Origin of the sequence: Salinibaculum sp. SYNS191 (assembly GCF_037338445.1) — an archaeon.
In the GTDB taxonomy this organism is placed as follows: domain Archaea; phylum Halobacteriota; class Halobacteria; order Halobacteriales; family Haloarculaceae; genus Salinibaculum; species Salinibaculum marinum.
This window is the reverse complement of sequence record NZ_CP147838.1, coordinates 3,291,982-3,307,469: the sequence shown is the minus strand read 5'-3', so window position 1 is coordinate 3,307,469 and position 15,488 is coordinate 3,291,982. Positions and strand designations below refer to the sequence as shown.

Below are 15,488 nucleotides of genomic sequence, written 5' to 3'. Positions count from 1 at the left end.
TCAATAGTTTGCTTTTATCCCCCTGTATTGAGATATATAGCGTTATTTTAGGTTTGTATTGGAGTGAAGCGTCGTTGTATTGGTGTTCGGTAGTCATCGCTACAGTAGTCACTCTCCCGCTCTAATCTGGTGACGGAAACCGACCAGACACAATTACACACATAGTCCTGTAAGTGCTTGTCGAATCAGGTTAGTTGTACCGAACTGTGGTGATTAGCGAGTGAGAAGTAACTTGCAAAAACGTGGCAAAGAAACATATACATCAGAGATAGGTCACATAAATAGAGGGGTAAATCACCCCCACTGTTAGCGGGTTCCTTCGTTTAATCGAGGGTTATTGTCGTCCCATCGACAACGTCAGCTTCGCTCACCGTCACTGTGCGCTCTCCCAGGCGGTACGTTCCAGGCTGCGCCAGGGTGACCGTGAAAGTGCCGTCGTCGGACGGGTCAAGCAGGCGCGTGTAGGTGAAAGTGGCCCCGTCGATAGACAGGTCGGCGGTAATCCGGTCGACAGCTGGTGGTGCAGTGCCGGTCACCGTCGCGCCAGGGACCAGCGTGAAGACCTTGTACGCACCTTCCGGGCTCGAATAGACCGCGCGGTAGTGGCCGACACCTGCTCCATCAGCAGCACTCCCGAGATGCCGGTGCAACCGAGCGTACAGCCGCGATGGTGGCGTATCACGGAAGTTCTCGAAGTCTCGCGTGACGACGAACCCCACTCTGTCGCGGAAGCGCTCGTACCAAGCTGTCTCGTCGGTCGAGAGCAGGAAGTCGACGTAGTTCTCGCGCGCGTAGGCGTAGGAAGCGGACTCACCGTTGACGAGGTAGTTGTACATCCGGTTGCGACCCCACTCGCTCAGGACGAAGTTCTTCGGATAGGTCAGGCCGCGTGCGCTGGCGTAGTCGTGAATCCACTGTGCGGTGCGTGCAGCTTTCGGGTCGATCGTGATCCGCCCGTTGATGAGCGTCGTGTAGAGCCCACCCGTCCCGAGTAAGACCGCCGAGAGGCCGCCCAGCAGCGAGAGACGCGCGCGGTCCTGCGGCCGAACCGGGGCCGACGGCGTCTCGTCGGACCGACGCAGCTGTGCCGGTGCTGCGAGGATATCGAGCCAGGCGAGTGCAACGACGAACCCAAACCCCGCGAGGACAGCGAGAAACGGGGCGAGTTCGCCAGCGAAGCGGCGCTGAATCAGGGCAAGAATCCCGAAGTGGGCCGTGTATCCTATCACGATGAGCCAGGACGGGTCGTGTCGCCGCCGGGCCGTCCGTAGCGCCACTGGCACCGCGATGAGTGCGAGGAAGAACCCGAAGCCAAGGATGATCAGCGGCCCGAAAACGGTTCCGTAGTCCTCGATGAGCGAAGACATCTCGCCGATGCTGGTCTGGCGGAAGAGCCTATCAATCCCGCTGAGGGCTTCATTGACGAAGTCGGGGAGCGTCGTGAGAACGACGAGTGAGACAACTCCAAGAACGAGAGCCGCGGCCGCGAGACGGACCGGAAGCGAGATATCCCACCGCTGGCCGCTCTCGACGAACGCCAGTACCCCGAGCGCACCGACGAACAGGAGCCAGACGCTCGCCGGGACCGATATCGGGTGCCAGCCCAACAGGAGATGCGCCAGCAGTACCAGGACGGCACCGAGACCGATGCCGGCGACGGCGGGTGCCAGTGAGAGGCGGGGCGCATCACGACCGAACCGGACCACGGGCGTCACCGCCAGCGCGAGTCCGACCGGAACGATGAGCAAGGGGCCGGCCTGCCAGGCGAGGGCCTGACCGGCGATGCCGACGCCGAGTCCGGCCGCGTACCGCCACGGCGTCTCGTCGCGTTCGCGCTGAGAGAGCACCACGACGAGACAGTAGCCCGTCAGCGCCAGCCAGAGGTAATCGAAGGCGTGGTGGTCCGCGAAGCCGAGACTCGTCCGGTAGGCGTGGGCTGGTGTGACGGCCAGCAAGAGGACTGCGGCGAGACCGACGCGCGAGTCCTCGCTCGCCCGGGTCGCGATGGCGTACACCAGCACTGCCGTGACGACTGCAGCCGCGACGGGATACAGCGCCAGGACGATATCGCCCACCAGTTGGCTCCCGCCGAGAAGCACCGTCACGAGCCACAGCGTCGTCACCAGGAGCGGTTCGCCAGTCGAGACACCGGACGGCAGCGACCACGGGGCACCGTCTCCGGAGAGAAACTGCTCTACTGCGTGGCGGTACGCGTAGGGGTCGTTGCTCGAAAGCACGACGGTCCCCTGGCCGAAGACGTCCATCGCGGGCAGGAGCCGAACGGCGACCACGAGGCCGAGTGCCCCCAGCAGCCATCGCTTCCGGCGGAGTGATTCGACTCCTGGGAGCGCCTGGAGACGGTCGCGGCGAAGCCGGGACTCGGGTGCGTCAGTCACGCCTCTCACCGCGCGGAGACCGCTGGCTCACCGGGCCGATATTCGCCCGGCACGAGCGTGCATCCCTCATCGATCCCTGCTAGTCCGAGACGAATGACCGAAGATAGAACCACCGGCGCGACCAGAGCTGGTAGGCCGTCGACGAGGCCAGGACGAACAGGAACACCGTGGCGACGAGCAGCGAGTCGATGCTGACGAACGCCACGAGGTCCGTGTCCGCGAGGACGACCGCGACCAACCCCACCACACCGACGGTACGGTAGTAGGTGCTCCAGGTGATTCCGAAGCGCGTGATGACCTCCATGTAGAGGTCGACGTCGCGCGCGCGCTCACACAGCGCAACCGTCTTGCGGTCCTTGTCGTAGTCGATGATGCCGATCTCGTCGAGTTTCGGGAGATGAGTCTGGTGCAGTGAGTTGTAGACGCTCTGTCGGATGTTGCGCGGCGGCGGCGACTCGTCTGTCTCCAGCTCCGCGATGCGTTCCGACAGGTCACGCAGCGAGACTGGCTCCAGTCGCTGCTTGAGATACTGAATGACCCGCCGTCTCCGGTCGTTCCGAAGGACGTCGTGCACAACCCCTGGATCGATACGTCCGTCTGTCGTCTGGTTCGATAACATTGGTTCCCCCCAAGTTGCTGACTTCCGTTGCCGTTTCCCGTGATGTAGATGTGCGTTTGTTCCATACTCCCACACACACGGTTGGAGTATAAAGGTGTCGCTGGTTCAGAATGTGCGTTGAAATCTAAAGTCGTCGAGTCGATAAACGACCGATTACGGCGGGAATGGCAGGCAGGCACTCCTGTGAAACGGGCCATTGAACGTCGTAACGACCCACTCGTGTCGGGCAAACGGCCTGTTGAGATATCGAGTGAGGAGTTACCAAGCAGTGATGCTGCAATTATCTTAGGGGGTAGGGATGTGATTTCGTGGCAAGTTCGGGCCACGTGGGCCGGACGGAGGAACAACCAATGTCAGACCAATACGACATCTCACGGCGGAAGGTGCTTGCCGGGCTCGGGACGATCGGCGTTGCCGGTGCCGGGGCCGGCCTCGGGACCAGTGCCTACTTCAGCGACCAAGAGACGTTCACCAACAACGAGCTAGTGGCTGGCGAACTCGACCTCAAAGTCGGCTGGGAGGAGCACTACTCTGACTGGTCCGACGACGAGAACGACAATCTTGCGGGCAACGTGACGATGGTCGAGGGCGATGTCGAGAACATGACTGCAGGGAGCGTGAGTGGAACGAGGGTTGGCTTGCCGTCGAACGTTGCAGCGATGATCTCCGTAGAGGATGATGCTGACGCGATGCAGTTCCTTGACAACACGCAGGAAGACAGCTATCCATCGGGATACGATGCCTCCACAGTTAGTGGGAATTTTACCTGCAGTAATCCAACAAACGATGATGGCCAAGCCGTGCTAGCCGATGACGATGGAGAGGGTGCTACACCGGTCATCGATCTAAACGACGTCAAGCCCGGCGATTTCGGAGAAGTAACGTTTAGTTTTGCACTGTGTGACAATCCCGGATATGTTTGGGCACAGGCGTTTTTGCAAAGTGCCAGCGAGAATGGCCTAACAGAGCCGGAAGCCGATGATCCAGACGAAGATGGCGACGCAGATTCAACGGATCCCGCAGATGTCGAACTCCTTGATGCAATCAAGGTCGCTGTATGGCTGGATGACGGTGATAATTACCAGAACGGTGGTGAACAGCCGCTAGTCGCTGGTAGCCTTCGGAGTGTCATTAATGGAAGCGCTCCTGGAATCGACGGTACGGGTATCAGACTCGACGGAAGGACCCGTGACTTTGGAGGAAATATCGGTAGTGACGGTCCCGCTCCGGATGCGGAGTTGACGGACTTCACTACACCTGATGTCACTCGATTCGATACGGATGGAAGCGGAACAGTAGAGAACGATGTAGAGTTGGTTGATGATCCTGACGGGAGCGGAAAAGTCGCTCATGCAACGTCTGGTGGGGTCCAGACAACCGACTACGTTACCTCAGGAGTTCGAGTTGGCGCGACGATGGGTGATTTCGGTAGCGGGGCGAGCCTGACTTACGAGTATTATGAGGGAGAAGAAAATGCACAAGCAGCACCGGATGAAGTATACCTCCTACTCCGGGAATCCGATGGCACTGAGCATGTCGTCTATCGGACCTCTAACGATGACCGGCCGAACGGCAATCTTAATTCTCCCTCTCGGCCTTCCGGGAACTGGTACACACGCAATGTCGGAGACGAAATTCGCGGGGATTTCGCCTACAATGATGGATTTAGCTGGAACGACCTCTCGACAGGGGACAATTATAGTGCATTGAATACCAATTTCGCAGGCGATACTGAAATCGTCTCAATGGCATTCGGAAAGGGTAACATCGGGAATGGTACGGTGTCAGATGTCTACTATAAGAACCCCTCACTGGATGAAAACTCGCTCGGCAACTTCCCGACATCCTGTTTCCGTGGCGATGGTACGGTCTACAACGGCGTCTTCGCATGGTGGCTCCCGGTCGACCACGCCAACGAGATTCAGTCCGATACGGCGACGTTCGAACTTGGGCTATATACCGAGCAGTGCCGCCACAACGACGGCACCGGCAATCCGCCCACGCAATCGGAATAACTTGACCTTCGCGGGTGCACGCGCTATCGCGCACGGCGGTTCGACTCCGCCGGTGGGTCTTCCCCAGAAAGGGGGTCCAACAGATGACAGACGACAATAAACTCGAACTGACGCGGCGGAAGATCCTCGGCAGCATGGGTGCCATCGGTGCAGCGGGCGCCGCTGCTGGCCTGGGGACCAGCGCGTTCTTCAGCGACCAGGAAACGTTCGTGAACAACCAGCTCGTCGCGGGTTCGCTCGATCTCCACGTGGGGTGGGAAGAGCACTACTCCGACTGGTCCGACGACGAAGACGACGGTCTCGCCAGTGTCGAGATGGTCGAACCGGGCACGACGGCGGCCGCAGACCGGACAGGGCTGCCACTCGCCGCCTCGTCACCGGAGAACGGGTCGCTCATCACTGTCGAGAACGTCAGTCAGGCACGTCGGTTCCTGAACAATACGGAGGTGGGGAACTACTCGAACACAAGCGGTGCAGCGTTCGACCCCGAGACGCTCGATCCAGCCAACGCGTGCCAGTACCTCCAGCCCGGGTCGGAGCAGAGCCCGGTCATCATCGACCTCGACGACGTGAAGCCGGGGGACTTCGGAGAGGTTACGTTCAGCCTCGCGCTGTGTGACAATCCCGGCTACCTCTGGATGAACGGTGAACTCAAGAGTGCTGCCGAGAATGGGTTGACTGAGCCAGAAGAAGAAGATCCTGACGAGGATGGAGATGAAGACTTCAGCGTCGACTCCATCGACGATGACACGGATAATAAGATCGAACTGCTTGACGCGGTCCGGACTGCGCTGTGGTACGACGACGGCGACAATCTGCATTCTGGCGGTGTTGGCGGAAGTAGTGACCCGCTCTGTGTCCAGATTGTCCTTGATTCTTCAGGATCAATGGATAATCCACAAGAAAAGCTTGATAATACCAAACTAGGTGCAAAAAACCTTGCTGAGGAAATTCTGAAAGCCAACAGTGAGAATCGAGTCGGTATTACATTCTTTAGTGAATCGGGTAATGACGCCGATGTCAAACAATCGGTGATGAGTACTGACGATGAGGATAATGATGAGGATGATGACCCACAGGATATTGAGACGACAAAGAGTGAGATCGATAATCTAAGTGCGACTGGCAGTACCACCGCCATTGGAACAGGTATCAGTGAAGCACAATCTGACCTTGAGTCCTGTCCTGATTCTCATGATCCCGTGATGATCGTGCTGAGTAACGGGGGCGAGAATGCGAATACAGATCCTGTGGGCGAAGCGGATGCCGCATGCCAAGCAGGAACAGAGGTCCTGACTATTGGAGTTGTCGACGCAAATCAGTCCCTCCTCGAAGAGATTGCCTGCAAACCGGGGAGCCTAAGTGCGCCTGAAAACGCGTTTACGGCCGATACAGTTGATGAAATTGTTGGTGTATTCGACGAGATTTCAGAAGAGGTTGTTGGCACCGAGGAGATATTCTTCATAGGCACGCTCCGCGAAGCTCTCGAAGCGCTCTCGGATGGAACCGGCGTAGAACTCGATGGCGACATCCCCGCCGCAGACGGGGGCGGTACCGGCCGCAACTGCTTCTCCGCGGATACCCGCCACGACATCGGCTTCGCGTGGTGGCTCCCGGTCGACCACGCCAACGAGATTCAGACTGACACCGCGACGTTCGAACTCGGCTTCTACACCGAGCAGTGCCGCCACAACGACGGTAGTGGGCAGGCACCGGAGACTGCGACTGCGACGAGTACGCCGCCGCCGTCGTAACTAACTCAACGACCCCCGCAGGTGCACGCGCGTTCGCGCACGGCGGTTCGATTCCGCCGGTGGGTCTTCCCCCGGGAGGGGACAACCAATGACAGATGGAAACTACGAACTGTCGCGGCGGAAGATACTGGCTGGCATGGGTGCCGTGGGTGTGGCCGGAGCGGCATCTGGCCTGGGCACGAGCGCCTTCTTCAGCGATCAAGAGACGTTCACGAACAACAGAATGGTCGCCGGGTCGCTTGACCTCAAGGTGGACTGGGAGGAGCACTACTCCGACTGGTCCGAAGACGAGGACGATGATCCGGAAAATGGAACGCTCGACATCCAGATGGAAGAGCCAGGGAATCCCGACCTCTACCGTCGCTTCCCAGCAGGAGCAACTGATGAGACAGTTGGCGAGCACGGACTCTGGGTTCTCAGAGAAGACGTCCCCCAGTTCATGAATAATACAGCCATCGACGCGTTGCCGGATATGGATAATGATGGGACAGGTGAATTCCCCGTCGAAGAGATGGCAGAAATGGGCGAAACGGTATGCAGCTACTTAGCAGATGTCGGTGCTGACGATGATGGACTGAGTTCAGATCTCCGAACGAACGATGCAGGAGACGTTACTAATCCAGGCGACCCGCTCATCAACCTACAGGACGTGAAACCGGGAGACTTCGGCGAAGTAACGTTCAGCACTCATCTCTGCGCGGAGAATGCTAACCCCGGTTATCTCTGGATGAATATGCCAGGGGGTCTCGAGGCGAGCGAGAACGGTGTCGTTGAACCTGAGGCTGACGATGCTGACGAAGATCAGAACGAAGATGGAAGTCTAAAACAAGGTGAAGAAGGACCAGCAGAAGTCGAGCTCGTGGATGAAATCCAGACCGCACTCTGGTACGACACCGACTGTGACAACCTTCCCGATAGGGAGGGACAGCCGATCGACTTGCTTGCCATCGCAGATATCTCTGGGTCTATTGACTCAGATGAAATGGACACCATCGAGACTGCGGCCAATGAATTTGTCAAGCAGCTCCCCACTGATGGAACAGTTCAGGCTGGGTTCATGACTTTTAATGGACCTGGCGAAGGCTTCGCTATTGGCGATCCTGAAGTTGGTATCACATTAGAGGCAGAAATAGGCGGAGTCGATCGGTACTTTGTCAATAATGACCCTACTGAAGATGCGGATGTCGGTCAATTCCTCCCCGAAGAAGGTGTTGGGAGTACGCCGATGCCGGCAGCACTCAGTCTCGCAAGACAATACATCAATGCTGCCGCTCGGCCAAATTCACAAAAGGTCATTCTCCTTGTTACTGATGGCGGTCCAGACTATCCGAACGAAACGTACGAAATTAGTACCCCAGAGGGGGGTTTCTCGTTCACGACTCAAGATGGATCGAATAATGGGGTAAGTTCGATCGAGGAGCAGAATGAAACAGCTGATGAAGCTGATGACATTGATGATGATGATATTGTTCTATTTACTGTCGCTGTTGGAACGGCAGATAATCCACAGTTCGAAGGATCGCAATCTTTGGCCTCCTATCTTGAGACGGAGATTGCGAAACCCACGACAAACGAAGCTTTCGACGCAACACTGCCAGGCAACACTCTAACTGGCATTGCAACGACAGTCGCAGGTCGGATAAGTACTCTCGCCGGAACGGGAGGAGGAGAGAAGCCCATATTCACAGGTACGCTCGGTGAACTGGAAGATGTTCTTACTGCGAATAATGGCCGTGGAATACCACTTGACGCAGATGCGACTCCAACATTTGACGAACTCGAAACAGAAAACGAACAAGAAGACTCGGACGCTCGGGACTGTTTCCTCCCTGGCGTAACCTACTGTTTCGGCTTCTCGTGGTGGCTCCCGCTGAACCACGGTAACGAGGTCCAGACGGACTCCGTGTCCTTCGACATCGGGTTCTACACCGAGCAGTGCCGCCACAACGACGGGGGTGGAATCGTCTGAAGACCATCCCCAGACACACTCCCCTCCCACGCTCGTGTGGTACACGACGGTCCCACGTGTGGTCACGCCGTAAGGCAAGCGGTTCGATTCCGCCGGTGGGCCTTCCCAAGAAGGGATCAAAATGACGAAAGAAAGCTACGACCTGTCGCGGCGGAAGGTGTTGGCCGGCCTCGGGGCTATCGGCGTCGCCGGCGCTGGTGCGGGCCTTGGAACGAGTGCCTACTTCAGCGACCAAGAGACGTTCACGAACAACAAGCTCGTCGCCGGGAGTCTCGACATGAAGGTCGCGGCGACAGAATACTACTCGGACTGGTCTGCAGACGAAGCGGCCCTCGCCGGGATGGCAGCGGACCCCGCCTCGACAGATATCCGCCTACCGGCACCGGAGGGGCTGGACGGTGCCCAGGACATCGCACTGGATCTGAACGACGTCGACGACGAGAACCCGGACATCTACGAGCAGTTCGTCACTGCCATCTCCACAAACGAAGAGGGTGACAGCTATAGCAGAGTCAACGGTGGTATCTCGGCCGCCAGTGGCGGCCTCTGCGGGACTGACAGCGACGCCGACGGACCGGTAATCATCGACATCGGCGACGTCAAGCCCGGCGACTTCGGGGGCGCGCAGTTCGCCTTCGAGCTGTGTGACAACCCGGGCTACGTCTGGCTACAGGGCGCACTTCGGGGCGCGAGCGAAAACGGCGTGACCGAACCGGAGGGCGAGGACCAAGACGAGATGGACGGCGTGGTCGAACTCCTCGATGCAATCCAGGTAGCCTACGGCGTCGGAGACATCCAGAATTCGACTGTGTTCGAGGAGACCGACGACGACAACGACGGCTTCGAGCCGACGATGCAGATGAGTCTCCGCGAGTTCCTGACACTGGCCGGCAACGTCGAGGGCATCCCGCTCGCAGGAGACATCGCCGCCGAAGAAGGTGGCGGCTCGGGCCGTGCGTGTTTCGGCGGGAGTCCCAAGGACGGGTCGAACGTCCATCAGGTCAGTGTCATCTGGTGGCTGCCGATCGACCACGGGAACGAAGTCCAGACCGACTCCGTGACCTTCGACCTCGGCTTCTACACTGAGCAGTGCCGCCACAACGACGGTGTCGGTCTCTCGACAGATCTCGTCGGCTACTGGCCCCTCGACACTGTCTGGGACGGGACCGCCGAGGACCTTTCGGGGAGTGGGAACGACGGGACGATTATAGGTGATATCTCGTCGGTGAGCGGGCAGGTGGCGAATGCTGGGTCGTTCGATGGAGACGGTGACTATATTGAAATCGGTCCGGGACCGTCGGTCGGAAACGCGTTTACATTAGCCACGTGGCTTCAGGGGTCCGGATTCAGTCACACGCAATATCCGCTCGCCGTATCGAAATGGCAAGCGGGCCAGAACCGCGACTACCTCATTGGATACAACGGTCCGGAGGGGAAATTATACGCGCAGTTCAATGAAGAACCGACTGGAAATAAGAATACCATGTTTGGCCCCGCGCCCACGACCGGTACGTGGTATCACTGTGTACTCACATATGACGGTACCAGCGGAACAGGCAAATTCTATGTCAACGGCTCAGAAGTCGACTCGTCCAGCGGGCCCTTCAACGAGACCAGTTCGAATTTAGTAATTGGATCCAAGGACGGTGGTGGGAATGTGTGGGATGGATTGATCGATGACGTCCGCGTCTACGCCCGTGCGCTCTCGGACGCAGAGGTGACAAAACTATACAATGAGACCAGCTGAGTCACTCTGAATCGGTCCGTCAGCGAGGGATTCGAACTCCTCGCTGGCCGAACAGATCGCGCGCTGCACCCACGTTTGGCGTACGGCGGTTCGACTCCGCCGGTGGGCTTCTCGGAGAGGGGAAGATGGCCAACAAGGCAAACAAACCAACACGCCATACAAACAGGAGAAGACCGACCGGACAGTCGGGGGAGTCTCCCGTCGATACAAGAGTGACCGAAGGCGAGTCTGTGCAGGCCGCCATCGAGCGTGCCAGCCCCGGCGACGTCGTCGGCCTCCAGGGCGGGACGTTCACCGAACAAATCGTCGTCGACAGGGAACTCACGCTGACAGGGGTCGGGCCGGAACGAACTGTGCTCAGGGCACCACCTTCACTCGAAGGCAGATTTCGACGTGGTGAACAATGGATATCGCCCGTGATTTCGCTGGAGAGTAGCGGTGCAAAACTCCAGAACATGCAAGTCGAGGGTGCCCGAGCAGAGCGCACCGATCACACTATCGTCGGCATCGGCTGTACGGACCCAAGTGTCGACATCGGAGACGTCAGGGTTACCGGGAGTGAGACGGCGAGCACTCGTCCCGGCATCGGAATCCTCGTGTACAACGACGACTGCGCCCGTCGGGGAGCGGTGGTAGAAGACTGCGAGATTTGCGATTACCGACACAGCGGCATCGTCGCGCAGGGAACGGGACTCGACGTTCGCGTCACCGAGAGTACTGTCACAGGGATCGGTCCGACCGACACGAATAGACAACATGGCATCAGAGTGAGTGGCACGTCGCGTGCGACGCTTCTCGGGAACACGGTCGCCGACAACTACTACAGAGACAGCAGTATCGGCGCGGGAATCCTCGTCGACGCAACTCGCGACGTCTTCGTCGCCTGGAACGACATCGAGGGTAACAACAGCGGAATCGCAGCCCAGAAGACCGGCGATATCGTGGCTCGGCGGAACAATATCCGTCCGAACGACACGGGTGCGCTCAACCTCGGAGCAAAATCGTTCGACGCGACAAACAACTGGTGGGGGTCACCCGACGGCCCCTCGATCTCGAAGATATGGACAGGTAACGGGGAAGGCGGAGACACCGATGCTGCAGCCAATGGTAGCGGTGACGCAATCGTGAACGTGAGCTGGCAGCCATACGCGACCAGCCCGGTCGACACCAGCGTCTGGAGTCGGGTCGGAGGACGGTCATGAATCGAACACGGCCACAGAGGGAGGCTCACTGCCAGTCATGACCCGGGGAGGTCTCACGCGACGCAGAGTGCTCGCCAGTCTCGGAGCTGCTGGCCTGGCATCAGTAGGCGGGCTGGCGCTGGCAACGAAGGACGCAGTCGTTGTCGCTCAGACCATGGATGTCCAGAGCGATTTCGACCTGCAGGCCGACTGGCGGGAGACGTACAACGGCATGGCCATCGAAGACACGACAGACTCGTCGATATCCGAGACGACAGAGGGACCGATCATCTCTCTCCGAGATGTCTATCCGGGGGATAATGGCGTTCTCAGTTTCGAACTCAGCGAAGTCTCGGAGAACGAGATTTCCGTCGAGCCCGAGCTGGGGCTCAGCGTGACGGACAGACCCGAGAACGGCCACACTGAACCCGAGGAGGAGGCCGGTGATACGACCGCTCCCGGAGAGCTCCAGGAGTACCTACAGGTAGCCCTCTGGTACGACAGTGGCATCGGAAACATCGACCTGTTCGGGGGACAAAACGGCGTCCAGGACATCGGCGAGGGGCTCATCGACCCCGATGCCGAAGGAACGCTTGCGGAGGTAGCAGATGCAATCAATGGTGTCTCGCTGGGCTGTCTCGCTCCCGGCGAGAGCGTCACGGTCTCGTTCGGCTGGGCGTTCGAGAGCGACCAGGAAAATATCAACGTCACCCAGGGCGACGGCGTCGACTTCGACTTCGACTTTACAGTACAGCAATGTTGACGATGCGTGCGTTCGAGTGGTGCCAGCGGGCCGCTTCAGCGGGTAGACTACCCGAATGGTGTTCCAGACCGAGCGGACGAGCAGGGACTCAGACGGCCCGGCCAGTGCGTGAGACAGACCACAGGAAACGGTCCGGAGCCAGCGCGTACGCGACCGCTGGTTGGGCGCGGCCTTTCTGTCACGTGGAACGGCATATTAAAAAACAGACAAGACCTAAGTGGGTGGCACGCAAGTATGAGAATACGGCACAAAGGAGGGTGGCAGTCGATAATGAACAGCAGACATCAGGGGGGACTCTATGGGGAAGTCAGAACTGAGCCGCCGTGAGGTGCTGTCGGGGCTCGCCGTCGCGGGGGGCACTGGCGCCTTCGTCAGCGGCGGCACACTGGCGTTGTTCTCGGACGAGGAAGTGTTCGCGAACAACTCAGTGACCGTCGGCATCGTCGACCTCGAGGTGGACTGGGCGCTCGATTCCGGGGAGTCCGGGTCGAGTGAGGGTGATGTGACGATTCCGATAGAGATAACTGAGGAGAATCGAGCGGGGGAAATCACCATGACCGTCTCGGTCGACGACGACAGCAATCCAGTCTACGCCTGGCTCGGGAGCCTGTGTCCGGACCCAGCAGCGGACTTCATAAACGACCTGCAGGTGACGCTCTCGTACAAAGACGGAGAGACCATCGCAGACGGAACGCTACTCGAGGTCACGGACGGGCTGCAAGACGGCGAGGCGCTCACACCCGAGGGGCGCGTTACGGACCCGGAGAACCGGGAGTGTCTCCAGTCTTCGGACCCGATAGAACTCGTCTTCGAGTGGTCCCTGCCCGAGTACAAAGGGGATGACGACACGTCCGTCACATTCCGATTCTACGGTCGGCAGTGTCGCCACACTGACGGTACGGCGAATCCGTTCTCACAGAATCCACCGGAGTGTGAAGCGCCCGACGAACCCAGGGTGAAGAGTATCAGTTACATCGCGTTCTGCACCGACGGCGAGGTCACGGATCCGAGTGAAGATATCACGGATTACATCGATGCCATAACGACCGTGAACGACGACGGAGAACCGATCGAAGTCGAGTGGTCGACGGACTACCCCGTCGATTACGTCGTCGTGAGAGCAGGGGATTACATGTGGATTTACGATTACGCCGACGTAGAGAAGACCGCCGGAACTGCGGGAACCATCGCGGATCAGGACGGCGTCATCAAGTACGACGACGAACCTGGCGAGGCATCGAGTCCCTGTGAAGTCGCGGCACGAGAGACCGGTGGGAGTTTCGATGGGACGCAGATCAAAATCCAAGAGGGGGGTGACAAGTGATGAACGACACAGACGACACCGGAGAGGAAGCGGAGCCACTTCGAGAGCAGATTCCGTGGCGACGACTCGCCAGCGTCGCGGGACTTCTCGTTCTGCTGGCCATCGTCGTCCCGTTCATCATATACGCAGTCCCACAGATTGTCGGAGGGAAAGCGAGTTACGTGGTGCTCTCGGGCAGCATGGCACCGACCATCAGCCCCGGCGACGTCATCGTGACTGGAGGAGTCGACGCGGCAGACATCGACAAAGGTGACGTCATCACCTTCCAGCGGGGGACAGCCGAGCGACCGACGACACACCGCGTCATCGAGGTAGTCAGCCAGGACGGCGGGCCGGCCTTCCGGACCAAAGGTGACGCCGTGTCCGACCCTGACCAGCAACTCGTCTCGCCGAGTCAGGTCAGCGGTCGGGTGCTGAGCATCGGTGGGTATCTCTTCGTCATCCCACTCATCGGCTACGTCATCCAGTTCGCGAACACGCAGGTCGGATTCGTGGTGCTCTTCGCGATTCCCATACTGCTGTTCGTCCTCTCGGAGATATGGGAAATCGCATCCTCTGCCGGGTCGAGCGGCGACTCCACAGGGGACGATACGACCGAGAGCGACGAAAAGAGCCCGGCCGGTACCGCGACATCCGCGGAGGGGACGGCGGCAGCTGCGAATCCCGTGGCGACTGCAGAGCCCGAAGAGAATGTCACGGAAGCCACCCCGGCAGACATCGAACGCAGCGGAGAGGAGGAGTCCATCAGCACAGCAGACGAATCGGAGACCAGTGATGGCGTCACGTTCACCGCCCCAGAACTCCAGTTAGGGCTGATTATTCTGGCTGTCTTCCTCGTCTACAGTATCTGGGTCGCCAACGTCACGCGCGAAGTCTGGTCCTTCGCTGCCGCGGGCAGCGTCGCCACGACATTCCTGTTGCTGGCAGCGGTCTATACTATGGGAGGCGGTGAAAGCGACGACAGCGACACTGCCACCCCAACAGACGGTGATGGGGATGGAGACGCAGGCGGCGACGGCGAGTCCAAGGCACCCGCGTATGGCCACGCTGAGGTTGATGTCGAGGAAGAAGTGGCTATCCTCAAAGAATTGATGGGCTCGAAATCCGAGACGAAAGAGAGGAAGGTCTCGACGAACGGTGGGGCCAGCGCCCCAGACGGAAGTGGCGAGACACCGAAGCCGGCAATCACCCAGGCCGGTGGAACCCAGCGTCCCGCGGGCAGTGCTGAAGTGGATACCACCAGCACCGAGGACAAGGACGATTCCCCAGGAGGTGAGACGGCATGACTGATCCGAAGCAGGGGTTGCTCGCGCTGACGCTCGTCGTTATCATCGGCCTGGCCAGCCTCACTGGAGGCACAACTCTCACCGTGTTGAGCGACGGGGAGCACCTCACCGCCGACATCAACGTAGAACTGACGGACGTCAATGCCAACGACTGGACCATTGAGGTCGGAAACACCGACGGTGGGAGTCAGAAGCAGGACGACGATACTGACTCCGAAAAAGACAACGAGGTCAAGGGAGGAGGGTTCTCCTCGCACTCAGTCGTGAACACCGGCGGAGGAACGAGTAGTGGAAACACAGCGGGTGCCGGGAACACGACTTCCGGCAGTATGTCACTCCTGACAAAGCAAGTAGGGAACTACCACGCAGGAGTTCGACGACAGGGGGCGATCGGGTGAGACGCCAACCTGAAGAAAGAATCCACAGCACTGCCA

General features: G+C 59.1%; 11 protein-coding genes. 9 read left to right on the top strand and 2 right to left on the bottom strand.

Annotated elements, in window-relative coordinates; translation table 11 throughout:
• Positions 1 to 323: 323 nt before the first annotated feature.
• Together WDJ57_RS17030 and WDJ57_RS17025 are read right to left on the bottom strand one after the other, a co-directional pair.
• A complete protein-coding gene (locus WDJ57_RS17030; protein ID WP_338902106.1) occupies positions 324 to 2,396 on the bottom strand; it encodes an STT3 domain-containing protein in 2,073 nt (690 codons plus the stop codon).
• Positions 2,397 to 2,475: 79 nt separating this feature from the next.
• Positions 2,476 to 3,015 carry a DUF7344 domain-containing protein gene (locus WDJ57_RS17025; protein ID WP_338902105.1) on the bottom strand — a complete coding sequence of 180 codons (540 nt, stop codon included), beginning with the start codon at positions 3,013 to 3,015 and terminating at the stop codon, positions 2,476 to 2,478.
• A gap of 350 nt (positions 3,016 to 3,365) precedes the next feature.
• On the opposite strand from WDJ57_RS17025, the gene WDJ57_RS17020 reads away from it, so the two are divergent.
• The 9 genes from WDJ57_RS17020 to WDJ57_RS16980 all read left to right on the top strand — a co-directional run bounded on the left by WDJ57_RS17020 (position 3,366) and on the right by WDJ57_RS16980 (position 15,452).
• Positions 3,366 to 5,030, top strand: coding sequence for a SipW-dependent-type signal peptide-containing protein (locus WDJ57_RS17020; RefSeq protein ID WP_338902104.1), 1,665 nt, complete (start codon positions 3,366 to 3,368; stop codon positions 5,028 to 5,030).
• Between the two features lie 83 nt (positions 5,031 to 5,113).
• On the top strand, positions 5,114 to 6,784 hold the full coding sequence (locus WDJ57_RS17015) for a vWA domain-containing protein (RefSeq protein ID WP_338902103.1): 1,671 nt from the start codon (positions 5,114 to 5,116) through the stop codon (positions 6,782 to 6,784).
• A gap of 88 nt (positions 6,785 to 6,872) precedes the next feature.
• Positions 6,873 to 8,753, top strand: a complete 1,881-nt coding sequence (locus WDJ57_RS17010) for a vWA domain-containing protein (RefSeq protein WP_338902102.1) — start codon at positions 6,873 to 6,875, stop codon at positions 8,751 to 8,753.
• Between the two features lie 121 nt (positions 8,754 to 8,874).
• Positions 8,875 to 10,500, top strand: coding sequence for a LamG domain-containing protein (locus tag WDJ57_RS17005; RefSeq protein WP_338902101.1), 1,626 nt, complete (start codon positions 8,875 to 8,877; stop codon positions 10,498 to 10,500).
• 212 nt (positions 10,501 to 10,712) lie between these two features.
• Positions 10,713 to 11,702 carry a right-handed parallel beta-helix repeat-containing protein gene (locus WDJ57_RS17000; protein ID WP_338902100.1) on the top strand — a complete coding sequence of 330 codons (990 nt, stop codon included), beginning with the start codon at positions 10,713 to 10,715 and terminating at the stop codon, positions 11,700 to 11,702.
• Between the two features lie 37 nt (positions 11,703 to 11,739).
• A complete protein-coding gene (locus tag WDJ57_RS16995) occupies positions 11,740 to 12,444 on the top strand; it encodes a hypothetical protein (protein ID WP_338902099.1) in 705 nt (234 codons plus the stop codon).
• A 298-nt stretch (positions 12,445 to 12,742) separates the two neighbouring features.
• Positions 12,743 to 13,768, top strand: coding sequence for a SipW-dependent-type signal peptide-containing protein (locus WDJ57_RS16990; RefSeq protein WP_338902098.1), 1,026 nt, complete (start codon positions 12,743 to 12,745; stop codon positions 13,766 to 13,768).
• On the top strand, positions 13,768 to 15,054 hold the full coding sequence (locus WDJ57_RS16985; RefSeq protein ID WP_338902097.1) for a signal peptidase I: 1,287 nt from the start codon (positions 13,768 to 13,770) through the stop codon (positions 15,052 to 15,054). Before WDJ57_RS16990 ends, WDJ57_RS16985 begins: the two co-directional genes overlap by 1 nt.
• Entirely contained in the window at positions 15,051 to 15,452 is a 402-nt protein-coding gene (locus tag WDJ57_RS16980) for a hypothetical protein (protein ID WP_338902095.1), read from the top strand. Before WDJ57_RS16985 ends, WDJ57_RS16980 begins: the two co-directional genes overlap by 4 nt.
• Positions 15,453 to 15,488: the final 36 nt, after the last annotated feature.